This is a genomic window from Cohaesibacter marisflavi, from assembly GCF_900115225.1.
GTDB classification, from domain to species: domain Bacteria; phylum Pseudomonadota; class Alphaproteobacteria; order Rhizobiales; family Cohaesibacteraceae; genus Cohaesibacter; species Cohaesibacter marisflavi.
In genome coordinates, this window is the sequence record NZ_FOVR01000018.1 from 35,037 (window position 1) to 52,032 (window position 16,996).

The 16,996-nt window shown below is 53.0% G+C and carries 13 protein-coding genes; 12 read left to right on the forward strand and 1 reads right to left on the reverse strand.

Annotated features, from left to right (window positions below):
- Nucleotides 1–96: 96 nt before the first annotated feature.
- The 7 genes from BM258_RS21965 to BM258_RS21995 all read left to right on the forward strand — a co-directional run bounded on the left by BM258_RS21965 (nt 97) and on the right by BM258_RS21995 (nt 9,042).
- Nucleotides 97–1,803, forward strand: coding sequence for a GAF domain-containing protein (locus BM258_RS21965; RefSeq protein ID WP_090075395.1), 1,707 nt, complete (start codon nt 97–99; stop codon nt 1,801–1,803).
- Nucleotides 1,804–1,985: 182 nt separating this feature from the next.
- On the forward strand, nt 1,986–2,846 hold the full coding sequence (hypB, locus tag BM258_RS21970) for a hydrogenase nickel incorporation protein HypB (RefSeq protein WP_090075396.1): 861 nt from the start codon (nt 1,986–1,988) through the stop codon (nt 2,844–2,846).
- Between the two features lie 48 nt (nt 2,847–2,894).
- Nucleotides 2,895–5,216: a carbamoyltransferase HypF gene (hypF, locus tag BM258_RS21975; RefSeq protein ID WP_175528213.1), complete on the forward strand. Its 2,322-nt coding sequence runs from the start codon at nt 2,895–2,897 to the stop codon at nt 5,214–5,216.
- 61 nt (nt 5,217–5,277) lie between these two features.
- On the forward strand, nt 5,278–5,592 hold the full coding sequence (locus BM258_RS21980; protein WP_090075398.1) for a HypC/HybG/HupF family hydrogenase formation chaperone: 315 nt from the start codon (nt 5,278–5,280) through the stop codon (nt 5,590–5,592).
- A complete protein-coding gene (hypD, locus tag BM258_RS21985) occupies nt 5,592–6,731 on the forward strand; it encodes a hydrogenase formation protein HypD (RefSeq protein WP_090075399.1) in 1,140 nt (379 codons plus the stop codon). The genes BM258_RS21980 and hypD overlap by 1 nt, the downstream gene beginning before the upstream one ends.
- Complete coding sequence (gene hypE, locus BM258_RS21990) at nt 6,728–7,762, forward strand: hydrogenase expression/formation protein HypE (RefSeq protein WP_090075400.1); 1,035 nt, start codon at nt 6,728–6,730, stop codon at nt 7,760–7,762. Before hypD ends, hypE begins: the two co-directional genes overlap by 4 nt.
- Before the next feature lie 953 nt (nt 7,763–8,715).
- Complete coding sequence (locus tag BM258_RS21995) at nt 8,716–9,042, forward strand: DUF736 domain-containing protein (RefSeq protein WP_090075401.1); 327 nt, start codon at nt 8,716–8,718, stop codon at nt 9,040–9,042.
- Between the two features lie 35 nt (nt 9,043–9,077).
- On the opposite strand, the gene BM258_RS22000 is transcribed toward BM258_RS21995, so the two are convergent.
- A complete protein-coding gene (locus tag BM258_RS22000) occupies nt 9,078–9,905 on the reverse strand; it encodes a HipA domain-containing protein (RefSeq protein WP_342029364.1) in 828 nt (275 codons plus the stop codon).
- A gap of 407 nt (nt 9,906–10,312) precedes the next feature.
- Here BM258_RS22000 and BM258_RS22005 point away from each other — a divergent pair, with 407 nt between their 5' ends.
- The 5 genes from BM258_RS22005 (at nt 10,313) to BM258_RS22025 (ending at nt 16,872) form a co-directional block, all read left to right on the forward strand.
- Nucleotides 10,313–11,659: an L-fucose/L-arabinose isomerase family protein gene (locus BM258_RS22005; RefSeq protein WP_090075402.1), complete on the forward strand. Its 1,347-nt coding sequence runs from the start codon at nt 10,313–10,315 to the stop codon at nt 11,657–11,659.
- A gap of 74 nt (nt 11,660–11,733) precedes the next feature.
- The gene (locus tag BM258_RS22010) at nt 11,734–12,258 is read left to right on the forward strand and encodes a TRAP transporter small permease (protein ID WP_090075403.1); all 525 of its coding nucleotides are present in this window, start codon (nt 11,734–11,736) and stop codon (nt 12,256–12,258) included.
- A gap of 30 nt (nt 12,259–12,288) precedes the next feature.
- The gene (locus BM258_RS22015; RefSeq protein ID WP_090075404.1) at nt 12,289–13,578 is read left to right on the forward strand and encodes a TRAP transporter large permease; all 1,290 of its coding nucleotides are present in this window, start codon (nt 12,289–12,291) and stop codon (nt 13,576–13,578) included.
- Between the two features lie 74 nt (nt 13,579–13,652).
- The gene (locus BM258_RS22020; RefSeq protein WP_090075405.1) at nt 13,653–14,705 is read left to right on the forward strand and encodes a TRAP transporter substrate-binding protein; all 1,053 of its coding nucleotides are present in this window, start codon (nt 13,653–13,655) and stop codon (nt 14,703–14,705) included.
- A gap of 115 nt (nt 14,706–14,820) precedes the next feature.
- Nucleotides 14,821–16,872: an alpha-glucosidase gene (locus BM258_RS22025; protein ID WP_280141802.1), complete on the forward strand. Its 2,052-nt coding sequence runs from the start codon at nt 14,821–14,823 to the stop codon at nt 16,870–16,872.
- Nucleotides 16,873–16,996 lie beyond the last annotated feature (124 nt).

Sequence of the window (16,996 nt, forward strand, 5' to 3'; positions counted from 1 at the left end):
TTACATCAAAGCGCTCGGGGACGGCTGAGAGACAATTTACTTTAATGGGAGGACAGAACCGGACCAGGGTTCTGCTGGAGGCATAGAATTTGTTCAATGATGACAACCGGGAATGACGACAAGGACGGCGATGACTATCGCGCGTCCTCGTCCACGCAAAAATTCAACCTGGCTCAAATGAACTCGATTGCGGGATCCTATGATGTCGCAATGGCTCGTGCGCGCCGCTTTTTTCTTGATACCGGGAATGTTGAGGGCAATATACCCGTAACCATTCTTCAATCTTGGCGGCGCAGTGCAGACTATGGCGTTGCCATGGAAACGCCCGCCAAGGTTGAAATCCCCACGCGGGCGGAGCTTAGCGCCCTGATCGAGCGCAATGAGTCCCTTGTGCAAGCATCTTGGGGGGAAGTGGAGGCCTTGCGCCGCGACATCGGGCAGTCGGAAGGGGTGGTGATCCTGACGGATCCCGAGGGTCAGATCCTCATGCGGGTCGGTAATGATACTTTCATGCAGGCGGCCAATCGTCTCGCCCTGATGCCGGGGGCGTCCTGGAACGAGCGTTTGATGGGGACCAATGCCATCGGTACAGCCATTCAGGAAGAAAGTCCTTTGACTATTTGTGGGACCGAGCATTTTCTTGATCCCAATGGTGTCCTGAGCTGTTCTGCAATTCCTATACTCAATCCGCAAGGCAGCATCCTCGGCACTCTTGATCTCAGTACACCGGCCAATGTTCCCCATGATCATTTGCTGGCCTTGCTCGGGCGCGCCGTCACGCATATTGAACGTAATGTTTTCCAGTATAACAGCGATAGCTGGGAACGAATGATTATTCACAACAATCCCAGTCTTCTGGGCAGTCCGCATGAAGGCGTACTGGCCTTTGAGGGAGACAAGCTTGTGGGGGCCAACCGGATTGCGATGACCCTGCTCGGTTTGCCATGGAGCGCTATTGGTGGTTTGCGCTTCAATGATCTTTTCTCGGTGCAGCATGGCAGTGTCAACCGAACTGCTTCTGCAGACGAATGCATCGTGCAGACGTTGAATGGTCAGACTTTCTTCGCCCGCATGGTGCAGGCTACGTCGGAGCGGCGCCGTCAAGTCGTTAGTCCTGCACCTCTTAGCCAACAAAGAAACGTAAAAGATCTTCCGCGCCATCCTCATGAAATTCTGGATGATTTGCAGAAGGATAATATTGTCGGCCCTATTTCACGACGCAAACCTCATGCCGGAGCGCTGCTCACAGCTTCTGACGAGCGGGATGATAGCGGGGAAGCAGTGCTCATTGTGGTCAAGGGCGAAGTGCGTTGTTTCACTTCCTTTGAGGGCAAGGAACTGACCCTTTTTTCGCTTGGACCGGGCGACGCCATGATCTTGCGCGATCACCTGCAAATGGAAATGAGGACGGAAGGCGAAGTTTATATTTTGCGCCACAAGGAATTTGAAACAGCGCTTGGCATGAGTACCGAGTTTGCCCTGTCCGTCATTCCTGTTGTTGAGCATCTGCTCAGAAAGTCCATCGAACTGATAGAGGACATGGTCTTTCACAGCGTCAAGTTCAGGCTTGTGCGGATGGTGGTCGATCGCGTCGAGAAATCCGGGCGCCCGACCGCGCGCGGAATTTCGGTTCAGATGCAGTCGAATGGTGAAGAAATCGCGATGCGCCTTGGTGTGACCCGACAAACGGTTTCAACCGCCATCGCAGGACTGATCCGCGATGGTTATGTTGAAAGGCTTGGCTCAAAAGAGTTCCTCGTCAGGGATCTTGGCAAGCTCAAAGCCCTTCTGGACAAGAAATAGATACCTCTTTCTCAAGCCTTCTCGAAAAATCTCGAAAAGACTTCTGGCAAGACCTGAAAGCCTGTTGTGACATCGGCCTTGATTGTTGACCGATCTGTTAAGGCAGGGCATGCGACATGACGAAACTGCCTCCGTGCGCCCTTTCGCTCGCGGCGCAGGTTCAGCTTTGAAAGGATATGAATATGTGTGGCACCTGTGGCTGTTCCGATCCGAACTCTGCGGTTTCAATGATTGATCCTGAAACTGGTGAAGCGTCCCTTTTGCGGTCAGATCATGATCACCATCATCACGACCATACCCATCACCACCATCATCATGTGCACAATGCTCATGGTCTCAGTCATCATCATGACCACGACCATAGTCATGAACACAGCGGACGTATCATCTCTGTGGAGCAGGCAATTCTGATGGAAAATGATCGTCTGGCCCAGCGCAATCGCGGCTGGTTTGAAGGGCGCGGTGTGCTTGCGCTCAATCTGGTTAGTTCACCAGGAGCGGGAAAGACGACATTGCTAGAAAAGACCATCGAGGCCTTATCTCCCACTGTGGAACTCACAGTGATCGAAGGCGACCAGATGACAACCAATGACGCTGACAGGATACGCGCTGCCGGAGCCAGCGCCCTGCAAATCAATACAGGGGCCGGCTGTCATCTGGAGGCAGACATGATAGCCGCCGCGACGAAAAAACTAAATCCTGCACCGGGTTCGATCGTGATGATCGAAAATGTCGGCAATCTGGTATGCCCTGCCATGTTCGATCTGGGGGAGCATATGAAGATCGCGATTGTTTCAACAACCGAGGGCGACGATAAACCGGTGAAATATCCCTACATGTTCAGTGCCTCAGAAGTGGTGATTGTCAACAAGATCGATCTTGCGCCTTACGTGGATTTTGATGAAGAGCGGATTTCCGCAAATATCCGCCAAGTCAATCCGCAGGCCCGTATCTTTATGCTGTCGGCGCGCACAGGAGAGGGAATGGCTGAGTGGATCGATTTTCTCAAAGAATTGAAAAGGGACATGTCTGTAGCTGGTTAGGCTTGGGCCCTAGAGCCCTTGCTATGAGGTGTTGGAGGAAGGCTGGTTATGTTGGCACTATCGCTCATCATTCGCGGTCAGGTGCAGGGGGTGGGGTTTCGGCCCACTGTCTGGCGCTTGGCGCGTGAGTGTGGCTTGACGGGCGATGTTAAGAATACAGGCGAAGGCGTAGAGGTTCGGATTTGGGGGGAGATGGCTGAAAGGTTCGAGGCCATTCTCAAGGCCAATCTGCCCGGGCTTGCACGGATCGACAGCATTGCTCGGCATTCCCTGTCGGGAGCCGCTCCTCAAAGCTTTGAAATCGTGAACAGTCAGGAGGGAAGCGTAACGCAGTTGGCGGTTACGCCAGACATGGCAACCTGTCCGGATTGCCTCGATGAAATCCGGGATCCCTTTGATCGTCGCTATCGCTATCCTTTCAACAATTGCACCAACTGCGGACCACGTTTCACCATTGTTCAATCCGGCCCCTATGATCGGGCCAGAACCACCATGGCGCCCTTTGCCATGTGCGAGGATTGTGCGGACGAATTCGAAACCCCCGCCGACCGACGCTTTCATGCCCAGCCTGTAGCCTGCCCACACTGTGGCCCGACGGTCTGGATTGAAGATCTGAAAAGCGGAGCGCGGGTCGAAGCCGATGATAGCCCCCGGTTGCTGGCTGACCTGATTCTTGCTGGTCATATTGTAGCCATCCGAGGACTTGGTGGCGTGCATCTGGCCTGTGACGCGACCAACACCAAAACGGTCGGAGCGCTGCGTATACGCAAAAGACGCAAGGCCAAGGCCTTTGCGATGATGGCACGGGATCTGAAGGTCATTGGGCGATATGTGGCTATTTCCACTGTGGAAGCAGCCGTGCTCACCAGCCCGGCTGCGCCTATTTTGTTGCTCTACGGACAAGGGGAAACATTGCCGGAGGCCGTGGCTCCCGGTCTTTCACGCCTTGGTTTCATGTTGCCCCATACGCCCCTGCATCATCTGATGTTCGAGCATCTGGATCGGCCACTTATCATGACTTCTGGCAATATATCGGGGCATCCCCAATGCACAACCAACCAGGAGATCCGCGACAAGCTTTCGGGCATTGTCGACTTCGCACTGATGCATGATCGGGAAATCGCGAACCGGATTGACGATAGCGTGGTGGCGGTCGACTTGGGTGAGGCGCGCATTCTGCGCAGGGCGCGGGGTTATGCGCCACAGGCCATAACTCTGCCAGATGATTTTCCTCAGGATCCTTGCATCTTGGCGATGGGGTCGGAACTGAAAAACACTTTCTGTCTTACACAAAAAGGACAGGCAATCCTCAGTCAGCATATGGGCGATCTGGAAGATGCGGCTACCAACGAAGAGCAACGGCACAATCTGGCTCTGTTCAGTTCTCTTTTTCATCATCAGGCTGAGCAACTCATCGTAGATGCGCATCCTGATTATCTTCCCACTCAATTTGGTTATGAGATTGCTCAAGGGCGGCCCGTTACGGAGGTGCAGCATCACCATGCGCACATTGCGGCCTGTATGGCCGAGAATGGGGTAAGGCTCGCAGATGGTGCGGTTCTGGGGCTGGCTCTGGATGGTTCAGGCTTGGGAGATGATGGCACCATATGGGGTGGTGAAGTTCTCCTTGCTGATTACCAGGGCTATCAGCGTCTGGCTCATCTCAAACCAGTGCCATTGCCCGGCGGGGCAGCGGCCGTGCGCGAACCTTGGCGTAATGCGTATGCGCATGTGGTTTCCAGCATGGGGTGGCCACAATTTGCTGATCGTTTTGCTGGCCTTGACCTAGAAGAGCGTTTCGGTGCGCAACCTTTGGCCACCTTGGATGCAATGATGCGCAAGGGCATCAACGCACCATTGAGTTCCTCCTGTGGGCGCCTGTTTGATGCTGCAGCTGCTCTTTGCGGCGTTGCATGGGGGCGGCAGAGCTTTGAGGGCGAGGCGGCCATGCTGTTCGAAGCGGCAATCGATCGCCAATGTCTTAAAGTTGAGGAGAGGGCTGCCTATCCTTTTGTAATCCGGGCCGGAACTCCGCTGCAGCTTGATCCTGCTCCGGCGCTAGAGGCCATGCTTGAAGACAGACTGAAAGGCGCTTCTTCGGGATTGCTGTCTGCGCGTTTCCATCTTGGGTTGGCAGAAGCTTTGGCAAGGCTGACATTGATATTGGCGCATCAGCAGAGGATCAATATCGTCGCTTTGTCCGGAGGCTGCTTCCAGAATGCGTCACTGTTTGCTCTCTTGCATGATCGTCTGGCAAATGCGGGGCTTCATATTCTGAGTCACAGCAAGGTGCCTTGTAATGATGGGGGATTGTCTTTGGGGCAGGCCGCTATTGGTGTGGCGCGTAGCCTGAACGTGATGGGTGGGTGAAATTTGGCTTCAGTCTTGCGCTGATCTGGCGAGGCTGACTTGAGAGAAGAAAGGGTGCGAGATGTGTTTGGGAATTCCTGGACAGATCGTTGGGATCACTGATCCAGAACGAAAACTGGCGATGGTGGATATTTCCGGCGTACGCCGCGAGGTCAATGTCACTTGCGTAGCGATAAACAACGCTCTGGAAGATCTTGTTGGTCAATGGACGCTCATCCATGTGGGGTTCGCCATGAGCCTGATTGACGAAGCAGAGGCCGCCCTGACCCTCAAGGCTCTGCATGAGCTGGATGAGGTATCCGACACGCTGGAAAGCATCGAAGAAACAAAGACCATGCTGGGGGCGGAAACTCAGTCGGGGCAGGGACCTTCGTAATGAAATATGTGACTGAATTTCGCGATCCAACAGCAGCAAAGAGCCTTCTTGGCGCGATCTGCAAAACCATTGACGAGATTGGGGCTACGGCAGAAGAACCTGTGCGCCTGATGGAAATCTGTGGCGGACACACCCATGCAATTTTCCGCTATGGGCTGGATCGTCTCACCCCTCAAGGGCTGGAATTCATTCACGGGCCGGGCTGCCCTGTCTGTGTGCTGCCCATGAAGAGGGTGGATGAATGCGTGGAGATCGCCATGAAGCCGGAAGTGATCTTCACCAGCTTTGGTGATGCCATGCGGGTGCCCGGACGCAAGAAATCGCTTCTTGATGCGAAATCTGAAGGGGCAGATGTGCGCATGGTCTATTCCCCTCTCGATGCGCTGGAGTTGGCGCGGACCAATCCGGATCGGGAAGTTGTGTTTTTCGGTCTCGGTTTTGAGACGACGACGCCGTCTACGGCCTTGACAATTTTGCAGGCGGCTGAGGAAGGGATCTCCAATTTTTCACTTTTTTGCAATCATATAACAGTGACCCCGCCTCTCAGGCTGTTGCTGGAAGATCCGGAAATGAAGCTTGATGGTTTTATAGGGCCGGGGCATGTTTCCATGGTTATTGGCACACGTCCGTATGATTTCATTGCGCGTGATTATTGCAAGCCGCTGGTGGTGGCCGGGTTCGAGCCGCTTGATCTCTTGCAGTCGATACTTATGGTGCTCAGGCAGCTGGCCGAAGGGCGTGCCGAAATCGAAAACCAATACGCACGGATCGTGCCTGCAGAAGGCAATCCGGCCTCTTTGGCTGCGATTTCACAAGTCTATGAACCGCGTCCGACCTTTGAGTGGCGCGGTCTTGGCGAAATTGACAAGTCCGGCCTGCGCATTCGCAAAGCTTATGCCTCCTATGACGCAGAGCGTAAATTCGACATCGGCTATGGATCGTCCAAACCGCATCAACCGGATATTGAGAGCTTTGCCTGTGGTGCGGTGATGACGGGGCGAATGAAGCCTTTCGTTTGTCCGGAATTTGGCAAAGGCTGTACGCCGGAGCATCCTCTTGGGGCGCTGATGGTTTCATCTGAAGGGGCTTGTGCAGCCTATTATCAATATGCCGATATGAGGCCGGAGGGTGCAGAATGAATGAGATGAGTAAACTTGCTGCGGGGCGGATATCTCTTGCGCATGGTGGTGGCGGCAAGGCCATGCATGATCTGATCGACCAGATTTTTGCTGCACGCTTCAAGCCGCAAAGCCGAGAGGATCAGGCCCGCCTTAAGCATCCTGCATTGTTAGAGCCGGGCGCGCAACTGGCCTTTACCACTGACAGCTTTGTTGTTTCTCCGTTGGAATTTCCCGGTGGTGATATCGGTAAGATCTCGGTGTGCGGCACGGTCAACGATCTAGCCGTGGGCGGAGCTCTGCCTCTCTGGTTATCGGCTGGCTTTATCCTTGAGGAAGGCTTTGATATTGCGACCTTGGTGCGCATCGTTGAGAGCATGGTCTGCACCGCTGAAGAAGCCGGGGTATCAATCGTTACGGGTGATACCAAGGTGGTCGACAAAGGCAAGGGGGATGGTGTTTTTATCAATACGTCAGGGGTTGGAGTGATCCCTCCGGGAAGGGAATTGCTTGCTTCTTCAGTCAAGGCGGGTGACGTGGCCATTGTCAATCATCGGCTTGGCGACCATGGCGCTGCGATTTTGGCAGCGCGGGGCGATCTTGCCCTATCGGCTTCCATTGCCAGTGATTGCCAACCGCTCAATGGCCTCATGGAAGCGGTGCTACGGGTTGCTCCCCATGTTAGGGCGGCGCGAGACGCGACCAGAGGTGGGCTTGCTTCATCTCTTAATGAAATCGCTCAAGAGGCTGGTGTCGGGATCGAGATCGAGGAAAAGCTTTTGCCGATTCATTCTGAGGTGCGTGGTGTTTCCGAAATTCTCGGGCTTGACCCTCTCTATCTGGCTAACGAGGGCACCTTGGTTCTGTTTGTGCCTGAAGCTGAAGCCGAAGCCGCGCTCAGTGCCATGAAAGCTACATCTGCGGGACATCAATCGGCGATCATAGGACGTGCCGTGAAGGACCATCCGAAACGCGTCATCATGCAAACGTTGTTTGGGGGCAGGCGGATTGTTGATATGCTGGTCGGAGAACAACTACCACGCATTTGTTGAGGCTATATACCAGATTTGCTCCATAGAATAACTGTTAACTGTAGATGCGGATAAAACCAATCGTCATTCCAAATGCTTCGGCAGGGGAAGCACGATTAGTTTATGGAATGTGCTCTCCGTTAGCGCGTATTGGGCCAAATAGGTTGATTTTCTAAGAGATAGATTTTGTCTCATTGTAACCCAATAGGGAAGGCATGAGGTGAACATCAGGTAATGGACTCAGTTCTTGAGGGAAGATCGTCAAAGACATGAAGCATTCTCGTGGTATTACATATCAAACAGGAGACACAGGGCAAAACTGAATGGTGGCATAAAACCTTGAGAAACCGGTTTTTTCTTGAAAATATCACACCTGCTGACGTCTACTTTGGCCGAGACTAAGCCATTCTGAACCAAAGAGAAATCATCAAACAAAAACGCTCACAACAAGGCGCTTGCTTCACCGCAAAACAGCCGCATAATATCCGCAACCAGATGAGGAGAACTCTCTCTTATGTTTGAACCCGCTTGGTTCCAATATCTTTGATGACGAATAAGCTTACCAGTGGCCGCTCATTTGATGCGGCACAGGCGTTGCATTGTACGATGCCGTCATTGGCCTTACGTTTGCTGTTTTTGTAACTGTAAAAGCCTTCTTTCTTTTGTACAGTTTTCATTGAGCCCTCGCTTCGCGCTTTCTCGAAACCCCAACATTTCCCGATCGCCTCAAACGGTCTCTTGACCTGGCCTGATCTGGCCGAAGATCGGCTGCCGCCTCGATTGCCTAGGCCGCAATGGTTCTGATTGGCTTTCTTCCCCTTCGTCGAGCCGACATTCCTCGCGAAACAACAAAGCCACTCCTTTCCATCCTCCGCTGTGCTTCGGTCGCAAGGATGCGGCGGCAATCGTCTTCGGCCCTTTGATCGCCATCGAGACCGCATGGTGCGGGATCGGAAACAAAATGGAGATTTAAAATGGCTACCATCGGCACCTTCAAGAAGAACGGCACCAACGAATACACTGGCGAAATCGTCACTCTCAGCGTCCAGGCAAAAGGCGTCCGCATCATTCCCGACATTCGCGCAACTGGTGAAAACGCTCCCAGCCACCGTGTCCTAGTAGGCCGTGCAGAAATTGAGGCTGCCTGGTCCAAGCAATCCAGCGAAGGTCGCGACTATCTTGGCCTCAAACTGGATGATCCCAGCTTTACAGCTCCCATCTATGCCAACCTCTTCGACGATGAAGATGGTGAGAGCTGCATCCTGATCTGGTCTCGTCCCAATGGGCACCGTGGCGAATGAAATCACGAAGGCTCCGGCAACCGCCGGAGCCTTCTTCATGCCTTCTCGAGTTGGTCTCTCACAAGCTTGACGCGCGTGCCAATGATTGTCCTGACGGTCTTCAGCATCGGATGAAACAGGTCTTCGGCTTGCAGCTCGACGAGCAGAGCATCGGCTTCTTCTTCGATCCTGTTGGCCATTGTGGCCAGCTCGGTGCGGAGCACTCTCTGTGCGGCCTTGGTTGGAGCAGCAAGCGCGTACCATTGTTCAAGCATGATCGTGTCAACAAGACCCCGCCCGCCTATCTGCATGGCCAGTTTCTTGGTGAGACGGGGATAGGCCGCAGTGCAAACCACGTCATAGAGGGGCGCCAGATCCGGTGTGCTGGCGTGATAGAGCAAAGAGAAATTCTTGCCATGTGCATCTGCGTTTCCGACCATATAGTGAAACATCACCATGCGCTGGAAGGCGAGCCTGTCAGCGGCAGGGCGACGCGTGTGTTTCTGGATCAAACCAGCCGACTGTGCGATCCCCGGTCCACCTTCTTCTTCATATTTGAGTTCGGGCGGCATGCTGAGAGCCTGACAGAAGTCTTCCTGATGCAGCTTGGCAATGGAGCCGTCGGCTTCCTGAACGCGGTCATAGCGTTCCACCAGAATGAAGTCGGTGTCTCCTGCTGACGATTTGATGACATGTGGAGCCTGTAGCCCGACGCGGTTTGCAAGACGCATGCAGAAGAGTTCATTCTCAACCGTGCCATCCAGCCCTTCAATAAAGGGCTTGAGGATATGGGTCGTCGGCTTGCCGGCTCTGGGGAGCGAGATTTGACCGTCCATCACGCATACCGCCAACTTATCCTGCGCACCGGCGAGGGACAGGCGCACACCTTCCTCACCACCGATGATTTCTCTTCCCCTCTTCCTCCCCCCTGATTTACGGTTAGGCTTTGAGTTTTTCTGAATTCATTGTCGGTTCAGGCGCTCAAGCACAGGATTATATTCCTGCGCCCCGATACTCTGCCGGCTTTCAAGTCGGAGAGTATTTTGGGTTGCCTTTTAGAGGGTAAAGTTGATCATAATTGGAATATAATAAACATTTATGTTTCAAAATTTGATCTATTTTGTGTGAAATAGCCGTTTATACGTATAATAACCTATGGTATATGATCGTTTGTCGCCTTATTGTGATCGATAACGAAATTTCTGATTTCCAGATATGGAGGTATCCGGCAGGACGAAGTCAAGACCAGGCTTCGCTTGCTGAGAGGAAATCAGAATTGTGGAGGAATAAGATGTCCGTTGAAAGACCATGCGTCGGAGTCGTCGCTCTTGGCAGGCCGACTTTTGATGTTCCCTATGCAGAAGAAATTCTGGCCAAGGCTTGGAAAAATCTCGAAAAACTGGATGTTGAGCTGATTGGCAAGCCCGAACTGCTATTTGATGCCGATGCTGTACTCGCTGCTCTGCCTGCCCTCAAAGAGCGTAAGCTTGATATGCTGCTGTTGCTACAGGTGACATTCACCGATGCTACAATGACGGTTGAGCTGGGCAAGGAGGTTGATGGGCTTCTGGTCATGTGGTCCTTCCCTGAGGCGAGAACCGGTGGTCGTCTGCGCCTCAATTCTTTCTGTGGTGTCAATCTGGCCAGTCATGCATTGAGTCGCAACAATCTCAGCATCGATTATATCCATGATGCGCCCGATAGCGCCGCTGCAAGAGACCGCCTCATGGTGCTGGCGCGTGCCGGTGCAGTGGTCAATGATCTTCAGGGAGCACGCATGAAGCTGGTCGGGCATCATCCAGATGGATTTGATGCCTGCAATTTCAAAGCAGAACAGCTCAAGACGACATTCGGCGTCGACGTGGATCAAATCCCGATCCTTGATTTTATCAAGGAAGTCAAAGAGCTGCCAGATTCTGTCGCTGATGCCCCCTATGAGCGTCGCGCCAAGGACTTCCCCAATCTTGCCGAGCTGGATCAGGACGCAACCCGCAAGACCCTTAAGGTCTATTCCAAGCTGCGCCAAGAGGCTGATGACAAGGGCTACAAGGGGGTGGCCGTGCGCTGCTGGCCTGACTTCTTTACCGAATATGGCTGCGCGGCCTGCGGTGCGCTGGCTCTGCTCAACGAAGACCATACACCGGGAGGCTGTGAAGCCGACATGCTTGGCGTGTTGACTTCCGTTGTGTTGCAGAATGCCTCTGGCGGAAGCGTTTTCAATACCGACCTCGTCGATGTCAATCTTGAAGACGACACGATTGTCTTCTGGCATTGCGGGCAGGCACCGATCGACATGGCCGACAGAGAACAGACCATACAGGGCACGATCCATTCCAACCGAAAATTGCCATTATTGTCTGAATTCGCTCTCAAACCCGGGCGCATCACTGTCGCCCGCTTCTCTCAGGGACATGAAAAACTGCGCCTCATTCTGGCCGGAGCCGAAATGATCAAAGCGCCGCTTGCCTTCTCAGGCACAGCGGGAACAGCCAAACCGGATATTCCGGTGGCGGAGTTCCTTGATCGTATGATCTCTGAAGGGCTTGAGCACCACACTGCGCTGACCTATGGCGACCATCGTCCGGTTTTGCGTGCGATTGCCAAACGCCTTGGAATTGAAGTGGTTGAACTGACCTGACACTGCCAATGCATGCTGGCAAACCCTGTCGGCATGCGTTTCAGAACGGATTTTTTCAAACAGGAATGAAAATAATGTTGGCAACAATTGAAAAGGGCCTCAATGCCATCAATGCGCCTTTGGGTAAGTTCGGCAGTTGGGTCGGGGGCATCATGCTGGTCATCATGACCGTCATTGTGCTGCTACAGGTGCTTTTCCGCTATATCCTGAATATGCCATTGAGCTGGACCGATGAAGCCTCGCGCTTTCTGATGATCTACATGACCTATCTGTGCCTGCCGCTAATCTATCTGCAGGACAAGAATATTGCCATGACTTTCCTGCTCGATGCTTTGCATGGCACGCGGATTCGGCATCTGTTGATGGTCGTGATCCATATTCTCGCCATCCTCACATTTCTGGTCTGGATCAAGTTTGGCTACGACTTCTTCCTGCGCGGCACCAGTCATGCAGACAGCTTGCCGATAAAGATGAATGTCATCTATATCGCGCCGCCTCTTCTCATGGCTATCACGCTGCTTTCGGCATTGCAGAAAATCGTTTCCGAGCTGCGCCAGTTTTTTCACTTCATACCAGTCGATGATGCGCCCAAAGCCTGACGGGCGAGGACGTAAACGAGGAAAATAGTTATGGTTTCTCCGATCTTTGCCGTTTATTTCCTGATCCTTCTGGTTATCGGCGTTCCAGTTCTCTTTGCGCTCGGGCTCTCCCCGGCCATCGCCTTGTTGCAAGCCGACAAGGTGCTGTTCATGAACCTACTCTATCAGCGGCTCTATGCTGGTTTGGACAATTTCCTACTTCTCGCGCTACCCTTCTTCATGCTGGCAGGCGAGTTCATGGTCAATGGTGGCATCACCACGCGCATCATTAGTTTTTCGCAGAAGATGGTGCAGCATATGCGTGGGGGGCTCGGCCATGTGGTGATCATCTCCGCGACCCTGTTTGGTGCTCTTACGGGCTCTTCCGTGGCCGCCACTTCCGCTATCGGCAACATGATGATTCCGGAAATGGAGCGCTTTAAGTACGACCGGACTTATGCCGCAGCCATTACCGCAGCGGCGACCGTGCTGGGGACTATCATCCCCCCCAGTGGCATCATGTTGATCTATGCCTTTGTGATGAACACTTCGGTTGCTGCCATGTTCATGTCTGGTATTGTGCCCGGCTTGATCCTTTGTTTTGCATTGATGCTCATCAATCGCTGGCAGATCCAGAAATATCCCGCCGTTGAACAGTTCGAACGCGCTCCGCGCGCCGAGCGCAGCGCTGCATTCAAGGCGGCAATCCTGCCATTGCTGACCCCGGTTATCATTTTAGGTGGTATTTATGGCGGTATCTTCACGCCAACCGAAGCCGCAGCTGTAGCTGTCTTCTATGCCTTCATTCTGTCGGTCTTCATCATGCGCATCCTAAAGCTCAAGGATGTATTCCCGATGTTCGTGCGCATCGGTATCAATGCAGGCGCAATTCTGATCATCGTGGCTGCGGCAAGCGGCTTTGCATCCGCGATTTCTCTGTCCGGTGTGGCGGAACATATCACGAAATTCTTTTATTCGGTGACGGACAACCCCTACCTGTTGTTCTTCATCATGAATATCTTCTTGTTCTTTGTTGGCATGTTCCTGGATGCAGGACCTGCGATCCTGATCTTTGCGCCTATTCTGGCTCCTATCATGACCAATGTGGGCATTGACCCGATCCATTTCGGCGTTGTCATGGTGGTCAATCTGTCCATCGGGCTGGCAACACCGCCGATGGGGCTGGTGCTCTTCGTGGCCTCCGGCGTATCCGGTGTGCCATTGCAGAAAATTTCAAAAGCGATCATCCCGTTCCTTTTAGCGGAAGCTGTGGTGATTTTCATGATTTCGTTCTTCCCGTCACTCGTTATTGGCTTGCCGAAACTGCTTGGAATGATGTGAGCGGGCTTATGGAGGAGGCCGGCAGTGAAAAGAGGAAGCTCTGTCGGCGAAACGTTTACCAGTGGAGGTAACATATGAATATCAAAGCACTTGGTCTGTCCCTGCTGACCGCCGGTCTGCTTTCTGCCACAGCGCAGGCCGCAGACTACAAACTGACGGTCCCACATGTGACCAATATCGATAGCTACAATCATCAATCGCTTCTGGTGTTCAAGAACTTCGTCGAAAACCATTCCAACGGTGCGATCGAAGTCGACATCTATCCAAGTGGACAGCTTTGCGGCACTGCTCGTGAATGCCTCTCTGGCGTGCAGTCTGGCATCTTTGATTATTTCCAGACCACCATTCCGGAACTGGCCAACTATTGGGCACCTGTTGGGGCGTTTGATCTGCCCTACATGCTACCCAACGACCGAGTGGCCGAGTGCGTTTATGATAACGAAGATTTCCTCTCTGATGTGCGCGACAATTTGCTTGAGGAAACCGACAATTTGCGCCTGATGATGGTTTCCAACTCGGGCGGATGGCGTAATTTTGCCACCACCAACAAGCAGATCAAATCCCCTGAAGATGTCAAAGGACTGAAAATCCGTACAGTTCCTGCGCCAACCCAGCAGGAATTGGTCAAATCCCTTGGAGGTGCTCCGACGCCGATCTCATGGCCGGAAGTTTATACCGCTCTCTCGACCGGCGTTGTTGACGGCACCAAGAATGGCATCGTCGATATAACCACCATGAAATTCGAGGAAAGTCTGAACTACATTATTTTGGACGGCCACGCCTATATGGGCGGTGTTTGGGTCATGAATAATGATCGCTTTGAAGCCTTCCCCGATGATCTCAAACGGGTCATCATCGATGGTGTTGCCGCCCAGAACCAGTTCCTGCGCGTTTATCCCAAATGGAAGGAATATGATGCGTACGAAACCTTCCGCAAGGCTGGCGGCACGGTTTATACGCCAACTCCTGAAGAAAAGAAGGCCTTCCAGGAAGCAACCGCACCGGTCAGAGATTTCTTCATCGATCAAGTCGGTGAACCGGGCAAGGAATGGCTGGACCGCTTTGAGAGTGAAATAAAATCGTGCGAAGCCAAGCTGGATGCAGATTTCATCAAGGCATCCGAGTAATCGTCTTTGAGGATAGTGAAGGGGGCGCGCCCCCTTCATCTCTCACAATCCGAAAACCGTCAATATTTCAACAGCTCAAAGCGGCCTCCCCTTCTGAATTCTGATTGCCGTCAGCATTCACAAGAGTAGATCGAGGGACAATCATATGAAATTCGAAAGATCCGAGACCGGTTTTATACTCTCGCACAAAGACCAGATCGTGCTGCAGCACTCTCATAGCTCACCCATCCTGTTTGTCGGCACTGGTAACGCCACTTACGATATGTATCGCGGCAATTTCGACATCAAGGACTATGTGAACGAACGTATTGCTTTGCGCTGCTTCACAATCAAGGGTGATGGACAGGCTGTTCGTATTGAGTTCCACTATGAAGGAGAACTCCAAATCACGCTCTGTGCCGAGGAAACCCCGGAAGGCCGCCTCAAGATAGGATTCCATGATGCCAAGGAAAGCCTTAACAGGGTTTGGATCAGGCTTGACGCCAGCAAAGATGAAAAGATTTACGGCTGCGGCGAACAGCTCACCTATTTCAATCTCAGAGGTCACAACTTTCCGCTCTGGACGTCCGAGCCCGGCGTGGGGCGCAATAAGGCCAGTTACATCACCTGGCAGGCTGATGTCAAAGACCGGGCAGGGGGCGATTACTACAACACCAACTATCCGCAGCCGACCTTTGTTTCAAGCGACCGCTATTTCGTGCATCTGCAAACCACGGCCTATGCCGATTTCGACTTCCGTCACTCAGACTTTCATGAATTGCAGTGCTGGGCCATTCCCGACTATCTGCTCTTTGATTGCGAGCAGAGCTTTCCGGCTCTGGTGCATAATATTTACGGTCTATTCGGCACCCAGCCCGAGATGCCTGACTGGGTTCATGACGGGGTCATTCTGGGCATTCAGGGAGGCACCGAAACCACTCTAGAGAAATTGCACAAGGCCAAGGCCGCTGGCATCAAGGTGGCTGGCGCATGGTGTCAGGATTGGCAGGGCATCAAGATCACGTCCTTTGGCAAACGCCTGCAATGGGACTGGCAGTGGAACCCGGATCTATACCCTGAGCTAGACAGCAAGATCCATGCGTTGAAGCGCGAGGGCATTCGCTTTCTTGGCTATATCAATCCCTATGTGCTCGAAGACTTTCCGCTTTATCAAGAGGCTGCCAGCAAGGGCTATCTGGCAACCCGCCAGGACGGCTCCAAATATGTGGTCGACTTTGGCGAATTCTATTGTGGCGTGGTGGATTTCACCAATCCTGCGGCCTGTGAATGGTATAAAGGCGTTATCAAGACCAACATGATCGATTTCGGCCTTGATGGCTGGATGGCGGATTTCGGGGAATATCTGCCCACCGACTGCACTCTTGCCAATGGCAAATCCGCCGAGATCGAACATAATGACTGGCCACGTCGCTGGGCCAAGATCAACCATGAAGCCATTGAGGAAGCCGGCAAGACCGATGATATCCTGTTTTTTATGCGCGCAGGCTACACAGGTATTCAGCGCTATTGCCACACCCTATGGGCGGGCGATCAATGCGTAAACTGGAATATCGACGACGGTATGCCCTCAGTGATCAATGGAGCGCTCTCTTCAGGTCTTCTGGGCAATGGCATCCATCATTCGGACATTGGCGGCTATACCACTTTGCACGGCATGAAGCGGGATCGGGAATTGTTCATGCGCTGGGCGGAAATGGCCGCCTTCACGCCTATGATGCGCACCCATGAAGGCAACCGACCTGCAGACAATCACCAGTTTGATACGGACACCGAAACCCTTTGCCATCTGGCCCGCATGACGCGGATTTTCACTCATCTGAAGCCCTACATAAAGGCCGCAGTTAAAGAGAATGCCTTAACGGGTATGCCGGTTCAGCGCCCGCTCTTCATGCATTATGAAGGTGATGCCCTGTCTTATGAGATCATGTATGAATATCTGTTTGGCCGCGATCTGCTTGTCGCACCGGTTTATGAGCAGGGCGCAAGGCAGCGCAAACTCTATTTGCCTCCTGATCAGTGGATTCATATCTGGAGCGGTGAGCATTATCAGGGTGGCTGGGTTGAAGTGGAGGCTCCCATCGGGAAGCCCGCAGTTTTCTATAGAGCGTCAAGCGCAGACACAGTGCTGTTTGCCAAGATCCAGGATGCAGCTGAAGATCTGCTTTAGCAGGAGTCGGTACCCTCACGGTTGAGCGGCGTTCGGGCAATTCTCACCGGCTGCATGGTGAGCCAAATGTTAAACCCCTCTGCGCTCTTGGTGCGCAGAGGGGTTTGTTTGCCTGGGCCTTTTG

What these genes read in the sequence shown, in the direction of transcription:
- BM258_RS21965 (WP_090075395.1), top strand. Translation starts at nt 97, where the DNA reads ATGATGACAACCGGGAATGACGACAAGGACGGCGATGACTATCGCGCG.
- hypB (WP_090075396.1), top strand. Translation starts at nt 1,986, where the DNA reads ATGTGTGGCACCTGTGGCTGTTCCGATCCGAACTCTGCGGTTTCAATG.
- hypF (WP_175528213.1), top strand. Translation starts at nt 2,895, where the DNA reads ATGTTGGCACTATCGCTCATCATTCGCGGTCAGGTGCAGGGGGTGGGG.
- BM258_RS21980 (WP_090075398.1), top strand. Translation starts at nt 5,278, where the DNA reads ATGTGTTTGGGAATTCCTGGACAGATCGTTGGGATCACTGATCCAGAA.
- hypD (WP_090075399.1), top strand. Translation starts at nt 5,592, where the DNA reads ATGAAATATGTGACTGAATTTCGCGATCCAACAGCAGCAAAGAGCCTT.
- hypE (WP_090075400.1), top strand. Translation starts at nt 6,728, where the DNA reads ATGAATGAGATGAGTAAACTTGCTGCGGGGCGGATATCTCTTGCGCAT.
- BM258_RS21995 (WP_090075401.1), top strand. Translation starts at nt 8,716, where the DNA reads ATGGCTACCATCGGCACCTTCAAGAAGAACGGCACCAACGAATACACT.
- BM258_RS22005 (WP_090075402.1), top strand. Translation starts at nt 10,313, where the DNA reads ATGTCCGTTGAAAGACCATGCGTCGGAGTCGTCGCTCTTGGCAGGCCG.
- BM258_RS22010 (WP_090075403.1), top strand. Translation starts at nt 11,734, where the DNA reads ATGTTGGCAACAATTGAAAAGGGCCTCAATGCCATCAATGCGCCTTTG.
- BM258_RS22015 (WP_090075404.1), top strand. Translation starts at nt 12,289, where the DNA reads ATGGTTTCTCCGATCTTTGCCGTTTATTTCCTGATCCTTCTGGTTATC.
- BM258_RS22020 (WP_090075405.1), top strand. Translation starts at nt 13,653, where the DNA reads ATGAATATCAAAGCACTTGGTCTGTCCCTGCTGACCGCCGGTCTGCTT.